The following is a 21480-nucleotide window of genomic DNA, read 5'->3' as shown; positions in this document are numbered from 1 at the left end:
AAGCATGGCTACTAACCTCACCCCTGCACTGGCGTGGCGCCGCCTGCGCGAAGGAAATGAACGTTTCGTCAGCGGCGAGACTTCCCACCCCAACCAGAACGCGTCACGGCGCTCGGAACTGGTCGAGACCCAGAACCCGTTCGCCGTCATCTTCGGCTGCTCCGACTCCCGGCTTGCCGCCGAGATCATCTTCGACGTCGGCCTCGGCGATGTCTTCGTGGTCCGCACCGCCGGACAGGTCATTGACGACGCCGTCCTGGGCTCGCTCGAGTACAGCGTCGCGGTGCTGGGGGTGCCCCTGATCGTTGTGCTCGGACATGACAGCTGCGGAGCGGTCACGGCCACGAAGGACGCGGTGGAGACCGGAGAAATGCCGGCGGGCTTCATCCGCGACCTCGTGGAGCGCATCACCCCCTCCGTCCTGACGTCCCTGCGGAACAACCAGCCCGAGGTCAACGACATGGTGGTGGAGAACGTCAAGCAGATGTCCCATCGCCTTGCGGACAGCTCGCGTGTGATTTCCACCGCAATCGAGGAGGGCCGGACCGCGGTCATCGGCCTCTCCTACCGTCTGGCAGAGGGCCGCGCCGACCTTGTTTCCGGAATCGGCGAGCTGTAAGAACCTTGCGCCGGCGGCCCAGCGGGCCGCCGGCGGTGCCCCCTTAACGGTTTTCGATGGGGCGCCCGGGAGCCATAAGCTAGCCCCATGACTTCCACTGAAGAGTTCCGCATTGAACATGACACGATGGGCGAAGTCCGCGTCCCCGTGAACGCACTGTACCGCGCACAGACGCAGCGGGCAGTAGAGAATTTCCCCATCTCCGGCAAGACCCTGGAGCGCACCCACATTGAGGCGCTGGCACGGGTGAAGAAGGCAGCTGCCCAGGCCAACGCTGAACTGGGTGTGCTCGACGGCGAGCTGGCCCAGGCGATTGCCGATGCAGCCGACGAGGTGGCTGCCGGCAAGTACGACGGCGACTTCCCGATCGACGTTTTCCAGACCGGTTCCGGCACGTCCTCGAACATGAACACCAACGAGGTCCTCGCCGAACTGGCCACCCGCGCCCTGAAGGCCGCCGGCAGCGACAAGGTGGTCCACCCCAACGACCACGTCAACGCCTCGCAGTCCTCCAACGACGTGTTCCCCACGTCCGTGCACGTTGCCGCCACCTCCGCGCTGATCAACGACCTCATCCCCGCCCTGGGCTACCTGGCAGAGTCGCTGGAACGCAAGGCAGTTGAGTTCAAGGACGTCGTCAAGTCCGGCCGCACCCACCTCATGGACGCCACCCCGGTAACCCTGGGCCAGGAATTCGGCGGCTACGCCGCGCAGGTCCGCTACGGCATCGAGCGCATCAACGCCTCGCTCCCCCGCGTGGCTGAGGTTCCCCTGGGCGGCACCGCCGTGGGCACCGGCATCAACACCCCCGCAGGCTTCCCGGAGCGCGTTATCGAGCTGCTGGCCACGGACACCGGACTGCCGCTGACCGAGGCCCGCGACCACTTCGAGGCCCAGGCCAACCGCGACGGCCTGATCGAGGCGTCCAGCCAGCTGCGCAACATCGCCATCTCGTTCATGAAGATCAACAACGACCTCCGCTGGATGGGCTCCGGCCCCAACACCGGCCTGGGCGAGATCGCCCTCCCGGACCTGCAGCCCGGCTCCTCCATCATGCCCGGCAAGGTCAACCCGGTCATCTGCGAGGCCTCCATCATGGTGGCAGCCCAGGTCATCGGCAACGACACCGCCATCGCCTGGTCCGGTACCAACGGCGCCTTCGAACTGAACGTCGGCATCCCGGTGATGGCCGCCAACCTGCTCGAGTCCATCCGCCTGCTGGCCAACACCAGCCGCGTCATGGCGGACAAGATGATCGACGGCATCACCGCCAACGTGGAGCGTGCCCGTTTCCTGGCCGAGGCTTCCCCGTCCATCGTCACCCCGCTGAACAAGTACATCGGCTACGAGAACGCCGCCAAGATCGCCAAGACCGCCGTCAAGGAAGGCCTGACCATCCGCCAGGCCACCGAGAAGCTCGGTTTTGTTGGCGAAGGCGACGGCAAGGTCTCCGAGGCCGATCTCGACAAGGCCCTGGACGTCACCACCATGACCTCCCCGGCCCACAAGGCATAACAGCACTCAGCGCCCGACGGCGGCCGGCACCTTTCGCACGAAAGGCGCCGGCCGCCGTCGTACTTTAAGGCAACTGCGGGTCGGCAACTGAAGTTTGCACTCCCTGGCATTTAGTGCAAACATTTACTTTGTGAATGATAGTGCAACTTCTGACGGCCTGCGTGAGCGCAAGCGCGCGGCCACCCGCAGCGCCATCACCTCGGCTGCCCGGACCCTGACGGCTGACCGCGGACTCAACGGATATACCGTGGAGGAAGTCTGCGGGGCCGCCGGCATCTCCCGCCGGACCTTCTTCAATTACTTCCCCACCAAGGAAGACGCCATTATCGGCCACGCGGACGACGACATTCCCGCGGACGTCATCGAGGAATTCGTCGCCGGCGGATCCGGATCACCGGCCGGCCACATCTCCCCTACCCTCTTCCGGGACCTTGTGGCCCTCTCCCTCCGCCTGGCCGACGGCATGTCCGCCTCGGAAGAGGACACCCGCCAGCTCATCGGCGTGGTCAAAAAAGAGCCGCAGCTCATCGTGAAGATCATCGGGGTGACGGAACAGCGCGAAGCCCAGTTCGCCCGCGACGTCGCGCGCCGCGAAGGAGTGGCCCCCGACCACCCGGTGGTGCAGATGGCCGTGGTCCTGCTCAGCACCATCGCCCGGAAAAGCAGCATGGCCTATTTCTCCGATGGCAACACCCGCAGCTATCCGGACCTGCTGCTGGAGAACATCTCTGCAGCCAGCGTCCTGTTTTCACAACCGTTCCACGCCCCTGACACCACCGCAGCAAAAGGACAATCATGAGTACCGCCACCACCCCGGCGCCGGCAGGGCCCCTGCTCTTGACGCAAAAGCGTATCTGGATCATCTTCTCGGCCCTCATCGCCGGCATGCTGCTCTCCAGCCTTGACCAGACCATCGTCTCCACGGCGATGCCCACCATTGTGGGCAAGCTCGGCGGCGTGGAGCACCAGGCCTGGATCACCACCGCCTACCTCCTGGCCACCACCATCGTGATGCCGATTTACGGCAAGTTCGGTGACATCCTGGGCCGGCGCAACCTCTTCCTCGTGGCCATCGCACTTTTCACGCTCGCATCCGTGGGCTGCGCCCTGGCCACCGATTTCTGGGGCTTCGTCATCTTCCGCGCCATCCAGGGCCTGGGCGGCGGCGGCCTCATGATCCTCTCCCAGGCGATCATCGCAGACATCGTTCCCGCCAAGGAGCGCGGCAAGTACATGGGCCCGCTCGGCGCCATCTTCGGCCTCTCCGCCGTGGCCGGCCCGCTGCTGGGTGGTTTCTTCGTGGACCACCTGACGTGGGAGTGGGCGTTCTACATCAACATCCCGGTAGGCCTTGCCGCCTTTGCCATCGCCTGGTTTGCCCTGACGCTGCCCACCAAGAAGGCAGACAAGCGGATCGACATCTTGGGCGTCGTCCTGCTCTCCGCCGCCACCACCTGCCTGATCTTCTTCACCGACTTCGGCGGCAAGAAGGATGAAGGCTGGGATTCGCCTCTCACGTGGGCGTTCGGCGCAGGCCTGCTGGTGTCGGCCGCCGCGTTCATCATGGTGGAGCGCCGGGCCGAAGACCCCATCATCCCGCTGAGCCTGTTCCGGAACCGGATCTTCATCAACGCCACCGCCATTGGCTTCACCCTGGGCCTGGGCATGTTTTCCGCCATCGCCTTCGTCCCCACATTCCTGCAGATGTCCTCCGGCACGTCCGCCGCAGAGTCCGGGCTCCTCATGCTCCCGATGATGGCCGGGCTCATGGGCACCTCCATCTACTCGGGCATCCGGATCTCCAAAACCGGGAAGTACAAGATGTTCCCCATCCTGGGTGCCGCCTTCACCATGGCCGCCATGCTGTGGATGACCACGCTCGCCGCCAGCACCCCAATCTGGGTCATCTGCCTCCAGCTGTTCGTGTTCGGTGCGGGGCTGGGCCTGATCATGCAGGTGGTGGTCCTGGTGGTCCAGAACTCGGTTCCGGCAGACCAGATCGGCACCGCCACCAGCACCAACAACTACTTCCGCGAAGTGGGGGCCGCCATGGGCGTGGCCGTGTTCGGCTCGATCTTCACCACCCGGTTGTCCGAGGCCCTCACCAGCGCGTTCACCGGCGCCGGCGCCTCCGCCGAGCAGGCCGGGCAGTCCACCCGGACCCTGGATCCGCAGGCACTCAGCCAGCTCCCGGAACAGCTGCGCGACGCCATTGTCAACGCCTACGCCGATTCCCTGGCCCCGGTGTTCTGGTACCTCCTCCCCTTCATCGCCGTGGCCCTGCTGCTGGCCATCACGCTGAAGCAGATCCCGTTGTCGGACACCGCCGGTATGGTGGCCCGCGGTGAGGCAGTCGGCGGGGAAGAGGCCGAGCGGCTCGCCGCCGGGCTTCCGGGGACCACGGCTGGCGCCACCGACGCCGGGCCTGACGGGGACGCCGTGAAGGACGACGACGGCGAGCTGGTTTCCCAGGGCCGCTGACCGGCGTCGGACAGCGCGCCAGGTCCCGGCTGGCGAGGCGCCAGGCTGGGGGCACCGGGGCCGGGCCCGGAAACCGACCAGCAGGGTCGCCGCAATCTTGGGGGTTGCGGCGGCCCTGTATCGTCGAAGGATCTCCCCGCCGGAGCCGCTACGGCTCGAAGTGGACGGCTGCGGAGGGCACCAGCGCCTGGCGGATGCTGGTGAGGTGACCGGGCATGAGGTCGGGGAGGTCATCCAGGGCAAACCAGCCCACGGCCAGGGATTCGTCGTCATTGACCCTGGCCTCGCCGGAAACGTAGCGGCACAGGAACACCACATCCAGGAACTCGCAGACGTCCCCGTTCGGGTAGGTGACGGGGCCAACGGCGCCCACGGACACCACGCGCTCGGCTTCAGCCACCACGGCCGTTTCCTCGAAAATTTCGCGGACCAGGCCGCGGGCCGGCTGCTCCCCCGGGTCCAGCATGCCGCTGACCAGCGCCCACTGTCCGTTGTCAGCGCGCTGGGCCAGCAGGATCCGGCCGACGTCGTCCACCACCACACCCCGCACGCCGGGAACCCAGATGGGATCGTTGCCGATCTTCTTGCGCAGCTTCAGGACGTATTCGGGTGCAGGCATGGAGCCAGCCTATCCAACGCCCGTTCCAGCCCCCGTGGTGGACAGGCCGGCGTCTATGCCGGCAGCAGCATGGCGGCGGCGGCCCCGGCGAGCATGAACGGCCCGAACGGAATGGACGATTTCAGTGTCCCCCGCCGGGCCGCCAGCAGGGCAACGGACCACAGGCCGCCCAGCAGGAAAGCCAGGAAAGTCCCGGCAAACAGGTGCCCCCAGCCCAGGTAGCCCAAATACATGCCCAGCACACCTGCGAGTTTGACGTCGCCAAACCCCATGCCCGGCGGATAGACGAACCGAAGGACGAAATAGAACAGCCACAGGATCCCGGCGCCGGCCACCACGCGGACGGCTGTGGACGACAGGATTCCACCGCTGCCGCCGTCCCCTGGCAGCGTGCCGGCCCAGGCAATGCCGGCTGCCGCCAGCAGAAGCACGCCGGCCACCGCATAGGACGGAAAGACGATCCGGTTGGGCAGGAGGTGGTGCCGGACATCGATGATGGTCAGCCGCACCGCCATCACCGCGAAGTAAAGGCAGGCCGCCAGCACCAGCCAGAAGGCGAGCGGGGCGTGCTGCCAGAGTTCACCGAGTCGTCCGATCACCCCTCGGATGCTACTGGATCCACCATTCCCACCGAAGCACGCCCGCGTAAACTGTGGATATGTCGACCTGGGATTCCCGGCGCCGCCCGGTTCCGGGCCCTCCTGCCTCCCCGGCGGACCTGGCTGCCGTGTTTCGGAACCTGTGCCGGTCCTCACCGTGGAAGTGGCAGTCGCTGCGGTTCGAATACTGGGACCAGGCTTTTGCGGCGGCCCCCGCCCCCGGCGCTCCCTTCGTCCGGGCCTGGCTGCGCCGCCCCGGTGCGCTCCGGCTGGAAAGCCCGGAACGCCTGGTCCTGCACAGCACCACGGGCATCAACGATTCACGGGACGTCCTCTATGTGAGTTCCACGCGGAAGTCCTGGCTCCTCCCTCCGCACCTTGTCACCCCCGTCTATGACGACGGCGGGCTGGTGCGCCGCCGTCCGGAGGCAGCCTACGGCGAGCCCGGGTTCGGCAACGGCCGTTTCTCGGCGGCCCTGGACCCCGTGGAGCTCGCCGGCAACGCCCCCGTGCCCCTCGAGTTTCCAGGCAGTAATGCGCTGGACATCCTCGACGTCCAGCACTCCGACCACGAAGGCCGGCCCGTCCTTGAAGCTACCGCAGTGCCCAACGCCGCGTACCGCCCCACCGATCCGTCCGCTCCCCTGTGCCTGCCCGGCCGGTCCCTCCTCCGGGTGGACGCAGGGACAGGTGTCTGCGTGTCGAGCCGGTCGCTGGAACCGGAAACGGAAGGATACGGCCACTGGATCCGGATCATCGCCGTGGACGAGTACATGCTGGATGACCTGTTCCTGGCCCAGTCCATGAACCTCACCGATGTCCGACGGCACATCAGCTGGGACGTTCCGGCCTGAACGTGACAAGGTACGTTCCCACCGGTCGGCTAGGCTTCGCGGATGACCACACTGAGCTCCATCTGGCCGCTGTTCGACCTTCGGCTGGCCACGCCCCGGCTGAAACTGCGGCCCATCACCGACCAGGACATCCCGGCCGCGGTCGCCGCCGCCCGCAGCGGCATCCACGATGCCGCCAGGAATCCGTTCAGCATGCCGTGGACGGAACTGCCCGACGATGAACTTGGCCCCAACATGGCCCGCTGGTACTGGCGCTGCCGCGGCGGGTTCACCCCGGAAGACTGGACACTGCTCCTGGGCATCTGGCACGAGGGGCAGTTCATCGGGTGCCAGGATGTCGGCGCCAAGGACTTCGCGACACTCAAAACCGTGAGCACCGGCTCGTGGCTCAGGCAGTCCGTCCAGGGCCGCGGGCTGGGCAAGGAGATGCGTGCCGCCGTCGTCCTCTGGGCCTTCGACTTGCTGGGCGCCGAAGTGGCCGAATCGGAAGCCGCCGCCTGGAACAGCGCCTCCCTGGGCGTCTCCCGTTCCCTCGGCTACGAACTGAACGGAATCAGCCGCAAAGCCTGGGGCACCAAAGTCGAAACGCTCCAGCACGTCCGCCTCACCCCGGAAACGTTCAACCGCCCGGACTGGGATCTGAAGGTTGAAGGCCACGAAGCCGCAGCGAAGTTCCTCAGCGTGCGTTGAGTGCGTGTCCGTGGCTGGGTACGCCGGGCCACGGCCCTTCTCCGTCGCTTAGCGCGTAGGTCCCTTCCCAACGCTCGCAGGCTCGCGTCGGGCCCCTCGGGACGACGCTTACAGCACATAGGGCCACCTTCGGTCGCTGGGCGACCTACGGCGGCCGATGCGCCGCGATGCGCTCCTACGAGAAGGCCCGCAACCCAGCTTGTGCGTGTCGTTGCCCCAGGTACGCCTTGGCACACGTCCGGTCCGAACGCTTCGCGCAGGAGCGCATCGCCGATCAAAGCGTTGCGCAGGTCGGGACACGCACGAAGGGCCGTGGCCCGGCGAACCCGGCCACGGCCCTTTGCTTGGGTTAGGTCAGCCCTCCAGGAGCTCCGTCACCAGGGCGGCGATCGGGGACCTTTCCGAGCGGGTCAGGGTGACGTGGCCGAAGAGGGGGTGTCCTTTCAGGGTTTCGACGACGGCGGCGATTCCGTCGTGGCGGCCGACGCGGAGGTTGTCCCGTTGGGCGACGTCGTGGGTGAGGACGATCTTGGAGTTCTGGCCCATGCGGCTCATGACGGTGAGGAGGACGTTCTTTTCGAGCGACTGGGCCTCATCGACGATCACGAAGGCGTCGTGGAGCGACCGGCCGCGGATGTGGGTGAGGGGCATAACCTCGAGCATGCCGCGGTCCATGACCTCCTCCACCACTTCCTGGCTGACCAGGGCGCCGAGGGTGTCGAAGACTGCCTGCGCCCACGGATTCATTTTCTCGGATTCCGAGCCGGGCAGGTAACCGAGCTCCTGGCCCCCCACGGCGTAAAGCGGCCGGAAGACGATCACCTTCCGGTGTTCACGGCGTTCCAGCACAGCTTCCAGGCCCGCGCAGAGGGCCAGTGCCGACTTGCCGGTGCCGGCGCGGCCACCGATGGACACGATGCCCACCGAGGGGTCCATCAGCATGTCGATGGCCAGCCGCTGCTCGGCGGAACGGCCGTGGAGGCCGAAGACGTCGCGATCGCCCTTGACCAGGCGGACCTGCTTGTCGGCGCCTACCCGGCCCAGTGCGGAGCCACGGTTGGAGAGCAGCACCAGGCCGGTGTTGACGGGCAGTTCGGCCGCGGCGGGGATGAAGACGGGTTCGTGGCCGTAGAGCGTGGCTATTTCCTGCTCGTCCGCCTCGACTTCGGCAACCCCCGTCCAACCGGAGTCCTTGACCAGCTCGTTGCGGTATTCGTCCGCGGTGAGCCCCATGGCGGAGGCTTTGACTCGCATGGGCAGGTCCTTGGAGACCACCGTGACGTTGCGTCCCTCGTTGGCCAGGTTCTTGGCCACGGCCAGGATGCGGCTGTCATTGTCGCCGCTGCGGAAGCCCAGGGGCAGTACCTCAGCGGAGATGTGGTTGAGCTCCACCATGAGGGTGCCGCCGTCGTCCCCGATGGGGATGGGCTGGTTCAGGCCGCCGTGCTTGACCCTGAGGTCGTCCAAAAGGCGCAGGGCATTCCGGGCGAAGTAGCCGAGCTCGGGATCGTGCCGCTTGGCTTCGAGTTCGGTGATGACGACGACGGGCACCACCACCTCGTGTTCGGCGAACCGCAGGAGCGCGCGCGGGTCGGAGAGCAGGACGGAGGTGTCGATGACGAAGGTGTGGATGTCGGCTTCCCTTCCGGAGACAGCAAAACCGGCCGCAGCAACTGTTGCTGCGCCGGTCTCAGAGGTAGCTCGCTCGGCGCGAGAGGTAGCTTTTCCGCCCTGTCCAACCAGGACCTCGGGCAGTTTTTCAGAAGTAGCCACATCGACTCCAGCCCCGGGCGCCAGCCCGGAATTGTTAGTGGTGAGGCGGCTCGGCCACGAGGCCGGGTCCGGCCTCCCATACAACCGGTGCGATGTTTCGCTCCATGTACTGGCCTCCCCGATCAGCCGGCGGTTTGCCTGCTGATGGATATAACGTAAATCCACTGCGGGGCATTTCCGCAACTATTCGGCGGCGATTTCTCCGGCGGTTGTATGAACTCGCGGTGAACCGGGGGTTCAGGTGCCGAAGCGCCGCTGCCGGCCGGCGTAGTCCCGGAGGGCGCGGAGGAAATCCACCTTGCGGAAGGCGGGCCACAGGGCCTCGCAGAAGTAGAACTCGCTGTAGGCGCTCTGCCACATCAGGAATCCGGAGAGGCGCTGCTCGCCCGATGTCCTGATGACTAGGTCGGGGTCCGGCTGGCCGCGCGTGTAGAGGAACCGGGAGATGTCATCGACGCACAGGTCATCGGCGAGCTTGGAGATGTCCATACCCTTGGCCACGGCATCATGGAGGAGTTCCCGGACGGCGTCGACGATCTCCCGCCGGCCCCCGTACCCCACGGCGACGTTGACGTGGATCTTTTCCCGCACGGGCGTCCTGGCCGTCAGTTTGTTCAGCCGCTCGGCCAGGTAGTCCGGCAACAGCTCCGGGGCACCCATGGCATGGACGGAGATGTTCGCATCCTCGTCCAACCGGTCGAGGGTGTTGGCGATGATCCCCATCAGGAGGTCCAGCTCCTCACTGGAGCGGTTCATGTTGTCCGTGGAGAGCATGTAGAGCGTCACCACGTTGACGCCCAGTTCCTGGCACCAGCCCAGGAATTCGTGGATCTTGTCCGCACCGGCCTGGTGCCCCTGTGCGGTGGGGGCGTTGAACTGCTTGGCCCAGCGCCGGTTGCCGTCCACCATGACACCGATGTGCCGGGGAATGCGGTCGCGGGGAAGGTCCTTGAGCAGCCGGCGCTCGTAATAGCCATAGAGGAACCCGGGCAACTCCACGCGTCCACTCACCTGACTTTCCTGCCGTACGTACATCCACATCCTAGGCTACCGCCAGCCGTCACCCGGGACAGGCAGCACCGAAGGACCGGCCCCAACAGTAAGTTACCCGCGGGTAACTTACTGTTCCGTAAGTTATTCTGGTGCCATGAACAGCGACTCTCCGCAGCCCTCCCCGGCGCCCCGACCGGAGGACCGAAATGTCCCGGATCCGGGGCCCAGCGCCGTGGATGAGACGGCTGTCCGCCTGGCGGAACTGCTGATGATCAAGCCAAAGTGGCGGGGCTGGATCCACACTGTCACCGCCCCGCTGGCGCTTGCCGCCGGGATCATCCTGGTTGCCCTCGCCCCCACGGCGGACCGCCGGATTACCTCTGCCATCTACGCCGCCACAGGCGTCCTGCTCTTTGGCGTCAGCGCCGTCTACCACCGCGGCAACTGGTCCCCGCGCGTGAAGCTCATCCTGAAGCGGCTGGACCACACCAACATCATGCTGGTGATCGCCGGCACCTACACCCCGCTGGCCTGGACCCTGCTGGAGCGGCAGCAGGCGGTGGTCCTGCTATGGGTTATCTGGGCCGGGGCCATCCTCGGCGTGCTGTTCCGGCTACTGTGGACCGATGCACCGCGCTGGCTGTACGTGCCCATCTACATCGCCCTGGGCTGCGGCGCGCTGTTCTACCTGCCGCAGTTTTTCCAGGCCAGCGTTCCCTCAGCCGTGCTGATCTGCGTGGGAGGCGTCCTGTACATCACGGGAGCCGTGTTCTACGCCCTCAAGAAGCCCAATATCAGCTATCACCACTTCGGTTTCCACGAACTGTTCCACGCGTTGACCGTCCTTGCCTTCGCAGCCCACTTCGTGGCGATCGCGCTGGCGGTCCTTTCCTAAGGCCGCCCACCGCGGGCCCAAATCTGCGGACCGTTGGCGGGTTTGACTATTCGCGGGGCTGCGACAGCCCGCCTGCCTGGCCGTTTCCGTTGGCGTCCGGCGCTGCCCGGTGCGTGCCGCCGTCGAACCCGTCCTGGGCGTCGGCGGCATCGATGTCAGCCGAGGCAGCAGCCGCCATGCGCTCTTCCTCCACCTGGGCACGGTAGCGGACCCTGCGGATCCGGCGCACCATGTCCACAATCAGCAGGGCGGTGGCTATGACGAAGAAGGCCGTCATGATGAACCCCAGGAGGCCCGGCGTCACCTGGTCCTCGGATATGCCGTCCCGGAGCGTCGGGGTGGGCAGGGGGCTCGGAGTGGTGGCCAGGCTGAGGAGCAGAGAATGCACGGTTAGAACCTTCTGGTGGAACGGATGCAGCAGGATGCGGCAGGAACGGCCCGTCGCCGCCCCTGTTTTCTACGCAAGATAGAAATAGCCTGCCTTTCTATCTTAGCCCTGCGAACAGGTCCCTCTCAGGGAGTTCGGAGGGCACCCGGGACTGGATCAGGGAGTAGTCTTCCCAAGGCCAGACCCGGCGCTGCATATCCGGCGAAACCGCGAAGAAGAACCCCAACGGGTCCACCTGCGTACGGTGGGCGCGCAGGGCGTCGTCGCGCGTTTCGAAGAAGTCGCCGCAATCCACCTGGGTGGTGGTGGGGTGCGCGGCAGGCGGCGGAGTGTGCCCTTCAGCGTCGGACTCCAGCCAGGCAGCCAGCCGCTCGGCATACGGGGACTGCAGGCCGGCTTCTTCGAGCGCAAAGTGCAGCGCCCGGAACCGTTCCGGGCTGAAGGCCCGGTCGTAGTAGAGCTTGCTGGGTGCCCAGGGGTCCCCCGCGTCCGGATAGCGCTCCGGATCCCCCGCCGCGTCGAAGGCTTCAACGGCCACCTTGTGGGCCATGATGTGGTCCGGGTGGGGGTAGCCGCCGTTCTCGTCATAGCTCAGGATCACGTGCGGCTTGAAGGACCGGACCAGGCGCACCAGGGGCGCGGCGGCCTGCTGCAGCGGAAGCGTGGCAAACGAACCGACCGGAAGCGGCGGGAGGGGATCGCCTTCAGGGAGACCGGAGTCCACGAAGCCCAGCCACTGCTGGCGGATGCCCAGGATTTCAGCGGCCCGCCGCATTTCCAGCCGGCGGGCCCCGGCCATGTCCCGCTTGGGATGCGCTTCGCCTTCCACGGCCGGGTTCTGGATGTCGCCGCGGGAGCCGTCCGTACAGGTGGCCACCATGACATCCACTCCTGACGATGCATACATGGCCATGGTCGCAGCACCCTTGCTGGATTCGTCATCCGGGTGGGCATGGACCGCGAGCAGCCGGAGCGGCACCTGGGGATTGCTGGACGCTGTCATGGAAGGGACGGCTCCTTATTCTTGTCTTCGCGGCGTTGGGGCAGCTTGTGGATGATGGGGCGGACACCGTACCCCGCCGGCAGCTGCTGCTGCCGCGAGAGCGCCGGCGGAAAGGGCACTAAACTGGTCTGGTGACTTCCCCGGACCAGCCGGCCCCATCCGCGCCCGCAGACACTAGCCTAGCCAATCGGTATGGTGCCAAAAAGCGCCGGCTCTCCCCCAAGGCCGCCCGGGCTGTTATCGGTGCGGCACTGGCCGTGGGAATTGGCTTCCTGGCCTGGGTGACCACAGCGAACTCGCTCTCCGGGGTCACGTTCAAGGATGTTGGATACAGCACCGCGGACGCCACGATCGCCGAAGTGGATTTCCAGGTGGTCAGGGAGCCGGCAACGCCCGTCAAGTGCGCGGTGAAGGCACTGGACAGCAAATTTGCCGTGGTGGGCTGGAAAGTGGTGGACATTCCGCCGTCAGCGGCGGACGGAACGGCCGACGGCGGCAGGACAGTCGCCCAGCGCGTCACGTTGCGCACGGAGTCGGCTTCCGTATCCGGCGTGGTGGACAGCTGCTGGATTCCCGGCGGGGCGTCCTAGAAGATGTGATGCGCGACGCTTGATTGTTGGGTTATCTCCAAGGGATTGACTACAATGGAGAGATACCTTTACCCCGCTGAGCTGGTTACTGTTCCACAAGTGGCCACCGTGGCGGGGTATTTTGCATGTAAGACCACTAGAGGAGAAGTCCGTGTCTACCACCAACAGCGCATCTGCCGCCTGGCTTACCCAGGAAGCTTTTGACCGCCTGAAGGCAGAGCTGGACCACCTTTCCGGCGCAGGCCGGGCGGAGATCGTCCAGAAGATTGAAGCAGCGCGGCAAGAGGGGGATCTCAAGGAAAACGGGGGCTACCACGCGGCCAAGGAGGAGCAGGGCAAGATTGAGGCCCGCATCCGCCAGCTGACGGTCCTGCTCCGGGACGCCCATGTTGGTGAAGCGCCTGCCGATGACGGCATCGTGGAGCCCGGCATGATCGTCGTTGCAAAGATCGCCGGCGATGAGGAGACGTTCCTGCTGGGCTCGCGCGAGATCGCGGGCGACTCAGACCTCGATGTCTTCAGCGAGAAGTCTCCGCTGGGCGCCGCCATCCTGGGACACAAGGAGGGCGACAGCCTCAGCTACGTTGCACCGAACGGCAAGGACATCAAGGTGGAGATCCTCTCCGCCAAGCCCTACGCCGGCTAGCGCTGCACAGGCAGGACGCCAGTCAGGAAGGAAGCGGCGGCCCATCCCGGGAGGGATCGGCCGCCGCTTCTTTTTTGCATCCGTTCAGCGGGGCAACCGGAGAACCCGCCCTTAGGACTCCCGCAGACGCGCCGGAGTTCGTGGTCTGAGCAGCAGGGCCGCCACCACCCCGCCCGCGGCGCCGCCGAGGTGAGCCTGCCAGCTCACGTAGCCTGCCACAAAAGGCAGCGCACCAAGCAGGATGCTCCCGTAGCCCATGAAGAGGACCACTGCGAGCAGGATCTGCCGCCAGCTGCGGTTGAAGAACCCGCGCACCAGAAGGAACGCGAAGAGCCCGAACACCAGCCCTGAGGCCCCCACCGTGACGCCGCTGCCGATGAGCCAGACCGTGATCCCGCTGCCGAGCCAGCTGAACGCCATGGCGGTGAGGAAAACACGAAGCCCCGAGAGGAACACCAGGAAGCCGAAAATGACCAGGGGCAGGCTGTTGGAGAGCAGATGGTTCAGGTTGGCGTGCAGGAGCGGGAAGGTAAAGATGTCCAGCAGGCCGTCCGCGCTCCTGGGCCGCAGGCCGAAGGTCCGGGTGAGGGCGCCCATCATCAGCGTGTTGACCACCTCGATGGCGAAGAGCAGTGCCACGAAACCGCCCAGGACCACCAGGCCGCCCTTGGCGCGCGATGCAATGGTCTGCCGTGCAGGAACGCCGCCGGTTCCCGCCAGTCCGTCACCCAGTCCGGCCATGTCCGTTCCTAGTGCACAACGATTGGCTGGAAGCCCTCGGCACGGAGTGCGCTGAGGACCTGTTCACCGTGCTGGTGGCCTTTGGTCTCCAGGTTCACGGTGATGGAGACATCGCCCATGCTGATGGAGCCGCCCACCCGGGTGTGGTCCAGGCCGGTGACGTTCGCATCGTTCTCAGCGATGATGCGGGCGATCGTTGCCAGCGAGCCCGGGCGGTCATCCAGCATCATCCGTACGGTCATGTAGCGGCCTGCTGCGGACAAGCCGCGCTGGATGACCTTGAGCATCAGCATGGGATCGATGTTTCCGCCGGAGAGGACCACCACGGTGGAGCCCGGGTTTTCGATCTTGCCGTCCATGAGGGCCGCCACACCCACTGCGCCTGCGGGTTCCACCACCATTTTGGCCCGCTCCAGCAGGAAGATCAGGGCGCGGGCCAGGGAGTCTTCGCTGACGGTCACAACGTCGTCCACCAGTTCGCGGATGATGCTGAAGGGCAGCTGTCCCGGGCGCCCCACGGCGATGCCGTCCGCCATGGTGGAGACCTTCTTCAGGGGTACGAGGGCGTCGGCGGCGAGCGACGGCGGGTAGGCGGCGGCGTTTTCCGCCTGCACGCCGATGATGCGGATCTCCCGGCCCAGTTCCCTTGCGCGGGCCTTGATGGCGACGGCGACGCCCGCCAGGAGCCCGCCACCGCCGACGCCCATCAGGACAGTGTCGACGTCGGGGACCTGCTCGAGGATTTCCAGGCCAACCGTCCCCTGGCCTGCCACGACGTCCACGTTGTCGAACGGGTGGACAAAGACCATGCCGGTCTCGTCGCTGTAGCGCTGTGCCTCAGCGAGCGCCTCGTCGACGTTGTGGCCGTGCAGGACAACCTCGGCGCCGTGGCTGCGGGTGGCGGCCAGTTTGGGCAGTGCCACGCCCAGCGGCATGTAGATCCGGGCCTTGATGCCAAGGCTTTTGGCTGCGACGGCCACGCCCTGCGCGTGGTTGCCGGCGGAGGCGGCCACCACGCCGCGCTTTTTCTCGTCCGGCGAGAGCCTGGCCATCCGGACGTAGGCGCCACGGACCTTGAAGGAGCCGGCGCGCTGCAGGTTTTCGCATTTGAAGTGGACGTCGCCGCCTACCATGCCGCCCAGCGCCCGGGATGATTCGACGGGCGTGCGCGCAATGATCCCGTCAAGCAGCTTCTGCGCCTCAAGGACATCGTCCAGTGTGACGGGAAGGGTTTCAAGGATCTTCACGGACTATTCTCCTTTGGGTTCTGCCCCGGCGCCCTCCGGAGAGGCAGTGCGGGCATCACGGTGTTCGGATGATGTGCCGTTCCCGGCGTCGGATGCAGGCTGCGTCTCACCATCCCCGATGGTGTTGTCCCCGCCCACTCCGGCTGTGATGGGCCTTCCGGCAATCACCGGCACCTGTTCATGTTCCCACGATCTTGCCGCAATGTAGCGAACGGCCGAGTTTGCTACGGCCAGGATGGGCACGGAGAACAGTGCTCCGGGGATGCCGGCGAGGTAGGAACCGGCCGCAACGCTGAGGATCACGGCAACCGGGTGGAGCGAGACCGCCTTGCCCATGACCAGGGGCTGGAGGATGTGGCCCTCAAGCTGCTGGACCAGGAGGACGATCCCGAGCATGAACAGGGCATTCACCGGCCCGTTGGCCACCAGGGCCAGGAGGACGGCGACGGCGCCGGTCACTAGGGCACCCACCACCGGGATGAAGGAGCCCAGGAAGACCAGCACGCCCAGGGGAAGCGCCAGCGGGACGCCGATGATCGCGGCTCCGACGCCGATGCCCAGGGCGTCGACAGCGGCCACGAACATCTGGATGCGCGCGTAGCTGACCATCGATGCCCAACCCTTGTGTCCGGCGCCGAAGGTGGCGGCCCGGGCTTTGCGCGGAAGCAGCCTGACCAGGAATGCCCAGATCCGATCCCCTTCCAGGAGGAAGAAGATCAGGATGAACAGCGCGAGGAGCATGCCGGCAGCGAAGTGCCCGGCGGTGCTTCCGAAGGACAGGGCGCCGCTGAGGATGCTGCTGCTGTTGTTCTGCAGGGCGTCGGTGGCTTCCTTGACGTACTGGTCGATTTGGGTTGCGGTCAGGTGCAGTGGCCCGTTGGACAGCCAGTCCTGGACCTGGCGGAGGCCCTCAAGGGCCTGTGAATACAGTTCGCCAAAACCCACCATGAGCTGCCGGCCCACCAGGGCCAGGGCACCGGCGATGACGCCGATAAAGCCGACGACGGTAATCGCCACGGCCAGCCCTCCGGGCAGTCCGCGCCGTTTCAGCCACACGGTCACAGGGCTGAGGAGCCCGGCGAGGAGCGCGGCCACCATGATCGGAATAATCAGGAGGGTGATGTGGCTGAGCAGCCACACCAGCGTGCCCGTCATCAGGAGGATCAGGCCCAGCCGCCACGACCACGAGGCCGCGATCCGGATGCCGTACGGTATGTCCTTGTCCAGTTCACGGTCCGTCAGGACCCGCAGGGGGGCAGCCTGTGCCGGCGCGGGAGTTGGTTGGACCGGTGCTGGATGGGAGAGGGTAACGTCGTCCTCTTTTGGCGTCATATCCCAATACTTCCGCAGCAGCGGCCCAATACAAACTACCGCAGCAAACTACCGCGCCGCGCCGGGCGTGTAGTCGATTCCCCATTCCATGCTGAAGGACTCCTCCGGACCCAGCCACCGGAGGCCGTCGCCGGAGTTGAAGGCGTTTGCTGGCCCTGTCATCGGCTCCACGGCCACTGCCCGGGTCCGGCCCGGATAGACCGTGCTGACGAAGACGTGGACGTACCGGCAAGAGTGGTCCTGCCACAGCGAAACCTCGCTCCCGTCCCCCGCGGAAAGGGTGTGCCGGGCTGTTCCGCCCTCGAAACGAAGGTTCGTGAGTGCTACATCCACTGCCAGGTCCGCTATGGGCCGGCCGGCACGGAAGTCGAAGTCTCCGTCCACGGGGGCTGAACTCCGCGGAATAAGACGCTCATCGGTGACCAGCCGGGTGTCGGCTGCGACGGTGAGCCGCAGTTCCTCCACCGGGGCGTCCCCCACCCGCAGGTAGGGGTGCGCGCCCAGGACGAAAGGCGCGGCCGATGCCCCGTCATTGGTGAGGGTCTGCCGGACGCGCAGGCCCAGGTCTTCCGAGATCTGATAGTCCACCCGGTGCCGCACCAGGAACGGGTATCCGTGCTGTGGGAAAGCGACTGCCTCCAGCGCCACTGCGAAGGGCGACTCGGCCACCACGGTGTAGCCGGCGTTCCGAAGCAGGCCATGGCTGGCGTTGTTGCGGGACACTTCGGTGATATCCAGCTGCTGCTTCCTGCCGTCAAGCACCCATTGGCCGTCCTCCACCCGGTTGGCCCACGGGGCAAGCGTGATGCCCGATCCGCCGGGGGCGATGTCGTCGTCGCCGTAGGTCTCGGTCAGCAGGACGCCATCCCGGCTGAAGGAGCGGAGTCCGGCGGCGAGTTCAGTGACCACGGCAACGGCGTCGCCGCGTCGCAGTTCGTATTGCTTGCCGGTGGCGCAGGGACGGGCGGACACGGCGGAAGTTTCCTGTTCGGAAGAGGCAGTCATGGGGATTACCGTACAACGGGCCGCCCGGCAGCTCCACCCTGCCATTGTTACTTTTTGTTGTTAACTATTCTTTTATGATCGCTTGTGCCAAACTTTGGGTATGACAGGGATTACCAGCACCACGCTCTCCGACGGCCGGGAGCTGATCTACTTCGACGACGCAGGCACCACCACCTCCCGCGCCGGACACCTCACCACCGACCACCGCGGTCTTCCGCCCCGGGGGGAACCGGGCGAGGTCCGCTTCGATGCCTTGACGGATGAATGGGTGGCCGTTGCGGCACACCGGCAGGCCCGCACCCACCTGCCGCCGGCAGACCAGTGCCCCATCTGTCCCACCACTCCCGGCAATGCTTCCGAAATTCCCGCCGCGGATTACGACGTGGTGGTCTTCGAGAACAGGTTCCCCTCCCTGGGACCGGCCCTCGGAACCGTTCCCGGGCCAGCAGGATGGGGAACCAAAGCCCCGGCGTACGGCCGCTGCGAGGTGGTGTCGTTCACCCCGGACCACACAGGATCGTTCAGTGGGCTGAGCGAGGAGCGTTCGCGGACCGTGATTGAAGCGTGGTCCCAGCGCACCGAGGCCCTCAGCGCCATGGCGGGCATCAAGCAGGTCTTCCCCTTCGAAAACCGCGGGGCTGACATCGGTGTAACGCTGCACCACCCGCATGGCCAGATCTACGCCTATCCTTACGTCACGCCCCGCGCGGACGTGCTGGGGGCGGCGGCGCGAAGGTACTACGACGCCAGGGACGGCAGGGACACCCTGACCGGGTCGCTGCTGCGAGCCGAACGGGAAGACGGGAGCAGGATGGTCCTTGAAGGCGAGTACTTCAGCGCCTACGTGCCCTTCGCAGCCCGGTGGCCCCTGGAAATCCATTTGGTCCCGCACCGCCAGGTCGCCGACCTTGCCGGGCTGGCCGGGGAGGAAAAGGATGAGCTGGCCCACGTCTACCTGGACCTGCTCAGGCGGGTTGACGCGCTCTATCCCACGCCCACCCCATATATTTCCGCCTGGCACCAGGCGCCGCTGGATGACCTCCTGCGGCCCTCGGGATACCTCCACCTCCAGCTGACCTCACCGCGCCGGGCGGCCGACAAGCTGAAGTTCCTGGCCGGCTCGGAGGCAGCCATGGGCGCTTTCATCAACGACACCACTCCCGAAAGCGTGGCGGAGCGGCTCCGCAACGTCGCCCCCGCGCCATCGCCCGCACCCGATGCCGCAGCCGCGGCCACCCCGGAAGGAGCCTCCGCATGACCACCGCAAGCCCCGGCAACCAGCAGGCCCCGGCTGCCTCACCCCAGGAACTGTCTGGCCGCTTCGAGCAGGAGTTCGGCACGGCACCCCACGGCGTCTGGCAGGCACCCGGGCGGGTCAACCTGATTGGCGAACACACGGACTACAACGAGGGCTTCGTCCTGCCCTTCGCCATCGACCGCACCGCCCGGGTGGCTGTGGCGCTCCGGCAGGATGACTCCATCCGGATGCTCTCCACCTACGGCGACCAGGGCACTGTCACCACAACGTTGGGGGCACTGCAGCCGGGAACGGCAAAAGGCTGGACCAAATACCCCCTGGGCGTTGTCTGGGCCCTGCGCGAGCGCGGCATCGATGTCCCCGGGCTTGACCTGCTCCTGGACTCAAACGTGCCGCTCGGCGCCGGCCTGTCGTCGTCGCACGCCATTGAATGTGCCGTCATCACGGCACTGAACGAACTCACGGGCGCCGGACTGGAGGCCCGGGATATGGTGCTGGCAACGCAGCGGGCTGAGAATGACTTCGTGGGCGCCCCCACGGGAATCATGGACCAGTCCGCGTCCCTGCGGGGTGCCAAGGGCCACGCAGTGTTCCTCGACTGCCGCGACCAGACCGTGCGCCTGGTCCCGTTCGAGACCGAACCTGCCGGGCTGGTGCTCCTGGTGATCGACACCAAGGTGTCTCACTCCCACGCCGACGGCGGCTACGCGTCGCGGCGTGCATCCTGCGAACTGGGCGCGGAAGTCATGGGCGTAAAGGCCCTCCGGGACCTGGACGTCGCGGACCTTGAGGAAGCCGGCGGGCTGCTGGACGAGGTCACCTTCCGGCGGGTGCGGCATGTGGTCACCGAGAACGACAGGGTGCTTCAAACCGTGGAGCTCCTGGCCGGCTCCGGTCCCGGCGCCATTGGCCCCCTGCTGGACGCCAGCCACGCCTCCATGCGTGACGACTTTGAGATCTCCTGTCCTGAACTGGACCTGGCCGTGGACACCGCGCGCGCCCACGGGGCCATCGGTGCCCGGATGACCGGCGGCGGCTTCGGCGGAGCGGCGATCGCGTTGACACCCATGGATTCCGTGCAGACGGTCAGTGAGGCGGTGGCCAAGGCCTTTGCCCAGGCCGGATTCACGGCACCGGATATCTTTGCGGTCTCCCCCGCCGCCGGTGCCATGCGCGTCGGCTGACCTTCCCCACCGCAAACCGCATTAACGGCCGTGGGCCCCACCAGCTTGGTGGGGCCCACGGTTTTATGGTTCACGACGGCGGCCGCAGCCTCCGCGGCTAGTCGTCGCCGCGCAGGATGGCCAGCAGGCGGATGATCTCCACGTACAGCCAGACGAGCGTTACGGTCAGGCCGAAGGCGGCCGTCCAGGAGAAGCGCTGGGGGGCGCCGTTGCGGACGCCCTCTTCGATGCTGGTGAAGTCCATGACCAGGGAGAAGGCTGCAAGGCCGATGGCGAGGAGTCCGATCAGGACGCCCACGATGCCGCTCCGCAGGCCGAAGGGTTCATTGGTCACGCCGGTGAGCATCATGACCAGGTTGACCACGGAGAACAGGGCGTACCCGGCGAGCGCGATCATGAAGAAGCGCATGGCCTTGGGCGTGGCCCGGACCTTGCCGCTCTTGAACAGCAGCAGGGTTACGGCGAACACCGACAGCGTGCCAACCACTGCCTGCAGGCCGACGCCCGGGTACTGGGTGTCAAGGATCCGGGTCAGGCCGCCGAGGAAGAGGCCTTCCAGGGCCGCGTAGGCGAGGATCAGGGCCGGTGAGGGCTGCTTCTTGAACGTGTTGACCAGTGCCAGGACGAAACCGCCCAGGGCACCGACAATCATCAGCAGGGACGCCAGCGGCAGGCCTACGGTCAAGGTGATGGCCGCACCCACCAGCACTGCACCGAGGCAGGCGGCGGTCTTCATGATGACGTCGTCGAACGTCATCCGGCCGGTATCGGCAGGCCCGGCCGAGGGCCGGCTGTACATCTGCTGGAGCTGTTCGTCGGTCATGGCCTGGGGCTGTGTCCCCCAGCCCTGCTGGCCGTAGGGCTGCTGGCCGTACGGCGCCTGTCCGTAGGGAGCGCCGTAGGGAGCCTGCGGGACAGGCGGTGCCTGGGTGGCTCCACGGAAACTCTTTCCGTTGAAGATCGGGTTGCCGCCAAGTGCCATTGCGGGATTCCTCCATGTGGGTGTGGGTGATGAGCTTGTGGTTACGCTACCAATTCCCACGTGGAG

At 66.4% G+C, this 21480-nt stretch carries 22 protein-coding genes; 11 read left to right on the top strand and 11 right to left on the bottom strand.

Going from position 1 to position 21480, the window contains the following annotated elements:
* Positions 1-4 precede the first annotated feature (4 nt).
* From HNO81_RS06000 to HNO81_RS05985, 4 genes are all read left to right on the top strand, one after another.
* Positions 5-619 carry a carbonic anhydrase gene (locus HNO81_RS06000; protein ID WP_175317226.1) on the top strand — a complete coding sequence of 205 codons (615 nt, stop codon included), beginning with the start codon at positions 5-7 and terminating at the stop codon, positions 617-619.
* Positions 620-706: 87 nt separating this feature from the next.
* A complete protein-coding gene (locus tag HNO81_RS05995) occupies positions 707-2134 on the top strand; it encodes a class II fumarate hydratase (RefSeq protein ID WP_175317225.1) in 1428 nt (475 codons plus the stop codon).
* A 130-nt stretch (positions 2135-2264) separates the two neighbouring features.
* Positions 2265-2933, top strand: coding sequence for a TetR/AcrR family transcriptional regulator (locus HNO81_RS05990; protein ID WP_175317224.1), 669 nt, complete (start codon positions 2265-2267; stop codon positions 2931-2933).
* A complete protein-coding gene (locus HNO81_RS05985) occupies positions 2930-4615 on the top strand; it encodes an MDR family MFS transporter (protein ID WP_175317223.1) in 1686 nt (561 codons plus the stop codon). The genes HNO81_RS05990 and HNO81_RS05985 overlap by 4 nt, the downstream gene beginning before the upstream one ends.
* A 148-nt stretch (positions 4616-4763) precedes the next feature.
* Here HNO81_RS05985 and HNO81_RS05980 read toward each other — a convergent pair whose 3' ends face one another.
* Both HNO81_RS05980 and HNO81_RS05975 read right to left on the bottom strand, forming a co-directional pair.
* Positions 4764-5234: an NUDIX domain-containing protein gene (locus tag HNO81_RS05980; RefSeq protein WP_175317222.1), complete on the bottom strand. Its 471-nt coding sequence runs from the start codon at positions 5232-5234 to the stop codon at positions 4764-4766.
* Positions 5235-5287: 53 nt separating this feature from the next.
* Positions 5288-5833: an A24 family peptidase gene (locus HNO81_RS05975; protein ID WP_175317221.1), complete on the bottom strand. Its 546-nt coding sequence runs from the start codon at positions 5831-5833 to the stop codon at positions 5288-5290.
* Positions 5834-5892: 59 nt separating this feature from the next.
* Here HNO81_RS05975 and HNO81_RS05970 point away from each other — a divergent pair, with 59 nt between their 5' ends.
* Positions 5893-6687 (top strand): hypothetical protein, encoded by a 795-nt coding sequence (locus HNO81_RS05970; protein ID WP_175317220.1) that lies wholly within the window; start codon positions 5893-5895, stop codon positions 6685-6687.
* Positions 6688-6729: 42 nt separating this feature from the next.
* On the top strand, positions 6730-7377 hold the full coding sequence (locus HNO81_RS05965) for a GNAT family N-acetyltransferase (protein ID WP_175317219.1): 648 nt from the start codon (positions 6730-6732) through the stop codon (positions 7375-7377).
* Between the two features lie 354 nt (positions 7378-7731).
* Here HNO81_RS05965 and HNO81_RS05960 read toward each other — a convergent pair whose 3' ends face one another.
* On the bottom strand, positions 7732-9150 hold the full coding sequence (locus tag HNO81_RS05960) for a PhoH family protein (RefSeq protein ID WP_175317218.1): 1419 nt from the start codon (positions 9148-9150) through the stop codon (positions 7732-7734).
* Positions 9151-9387: 237 nt separating this feature from the next.
* Entirely contained in the window at positions 9388-10149 is a 762-nt protein-coding gene (locus HNO81_RS05955; RefSeq protein ID WP_371818178.1) for an isoprenyl transferase, read from the bottom strand.
* Positions 10150-10297: 148 nt separating this feature from the next.
* Here HNO81_RS05955 and HNO81_RS05950 point away from each other — a divergent pair, with 148 nt between their 5' ends.
* The gene (locus tag HNO81_RS05950; protein WP_371818172.1) at positions 10298-11038 is read left to right on the top strand and encodes a hemolysin III family protein; all 741 of its coding nucleotides are present in this window, start codon (positions 10298-10300) and stop codon (positions 11036-11038) included.
* Positions 11039-11084: 46 nt separating this feature from the next.
* Here HNO81_RS05950 and HNO81_RS05945 read toward each other — a convergent pair whose 3' ends face one another.
* Both HNO81_RS05945 and mca read right to left on the bottom strand, forming a co-directional pair.
* Positions 11085-11426 carry a hypothetical protein gene (locus HNO81_RS05945; protein WP_175317216.1) on the bottom strand — a complete coding sequence of 114 codons (342 nt, stop codon included), beginning with the start codon at positions 11424-11426 and terminating at the stop codon, positions 11085-11087.
* Between the two features lie 97 nt (positions 11427-11523).
* A complete protein-coding gene (gene mca, locus HNO81_RS05940; protein ID WP_175317215.1) occupies positions 11524-12429 on the bottom strand; it encodes a mycothiol conjugate amidase Mca in 906 nt (301 codons plus the stop codon).
* Between the two features lie 131 nt (positions 12430-12560).
* Between mca and HNO81_RS05935 the strand changes: the two genes are divergently transcribed.
* Positions 12561-13019 (top strand): DUF4307 domain-containing protein, encoded by a 459-nt coding sequence (locus HNO81_RS05935; protein ID WP_175317214.1) that lies wholly within the window; start codon positions 12561-12563, stop codon positions 13017-13019.
* A gap of 151 nt (positions 13020-13170) precedes the next feature.
* Positions 13171-13665 carry a transcription elongation factor GreA gene (gene greA / locus HNO81_RS05930; RefSeq protein WP_175317213.1) on the top strand — a complete coding sequence of 165 codons (495 nt, stop codon included), beginning with the start codon at positions 13171-13173 and terminating at the stop codon, positions 13663-13665.
* Positions 13666-13776: 111 nt separating this feature from the next.
* Here greA and HNO81_RS05925 read toward each other — a convergent pair whose 3' ends face one another.
* Genes HNO81_RS05925 through HNO81_RS05910 form a run of 4 tightly spaced genes read right to left on the bottom strand, consistent with a single transcriptional unit; the run spans position 13777 to position 17990 of the window.
* Positions 13777-14406, bottom strand: coding sequence for a rhomboid family intramembrane serine protease (locus tag HNO81_RS05925; protein WP_175317212.1), 630 nt, complete (start codon positions 14404-14406; stop codon positions 13777-13779).
* Positions 14407-14414: 8 nt separating this feature from the next.
* The gene (gene ilvA / locus HNO81_RS05920) at positions 14415-15653 is read right to left on the bottom strand and encodes a threonine ammonia-lyase (protein WP_175317211.1); all 1239 of its coding nucleotides are present in this window, start codon (positions 15651-15653) and stop codon (positions 14415-14417) included.
* A 3-nt stretch (positions 15654-15656) separates the two neighbouring features.
* A complete protein-coding gene (locus tag HNO81_RS05915) occupies positions 15657-16985 on the bottom strand; it encodes an AI-2E family transporter (RefSeq protein ID WP_175317210.1) in 1329 nt (442 codons plus the stop codon).
* Between the two features lie 48 nt (positions 16986-17033).
* Positions 17034-17990, bottom strand: coding sequence for an aldose 1-epimerase family protein (locus HNO81_RS05910; protein WP_175317209.1), 957 nt, complete (start codon positions 17988-17990; stop codon positions 17034-17036).
* Positions 17991-18090: 100 nt separating this feature from the next.
* On the opposite strand from HNO81_RS05910, the gene galT reads away from it, so the two are divergent.
* Both galT and galK read left to right on the top strand, forming a co-directional pair.
* Complete coding sequence (gene galT, locus HNO81_RS05905) at positions 18091-19248, top strand: galactose-1-phosphate uridylyltransferase (protein ID WP_175317208.1); 1158 nt, start codon at positions 18091-18093, stop codon at positions 19246-19248.
* Entirely contained in the window at positions 19245-20432 is a 1188-nt protein-coding gene (gene galK / locus HNO81_RS05900; RefSeq protein ID WP_175317207.1) for a galactokinase, read from the top strand. The genes galT and galK overlap by 4 nt, the downstream gene beginning before the upstream one ends.
* A gap of 97 nt (positions 20433-20529) precedes the next feature.
* Here the strand turns inward: galK and HNO81_RS05895 are convergent, their stop codons facing one another.
* Positions 20530-21414, bottom strand: a complete 885-nt coding sequence (locus HNO81_RS05895; protein WP_175317206.1) for a Bax inhibitor-1/YccA family protein — start codon at positions 21412-21414, stop codon at positions 20530-20532.
* Positions 21415-21480 lie beyond the last annotated feature (66 nt).

It is taken from the genome of Pseudarthrobacter sp. C4D7, from assembly GCF_013359725.1.
Lineage (GTDB): Bacteria > Actinomycetota > Actinomycetes > Actinomycetales > Micrococcaceae > Arthrobacter.
Note: the sequence above shows the minus strand (reverse complement) of the source record. Positions and strands in the feature narration are given on the sequence as shown.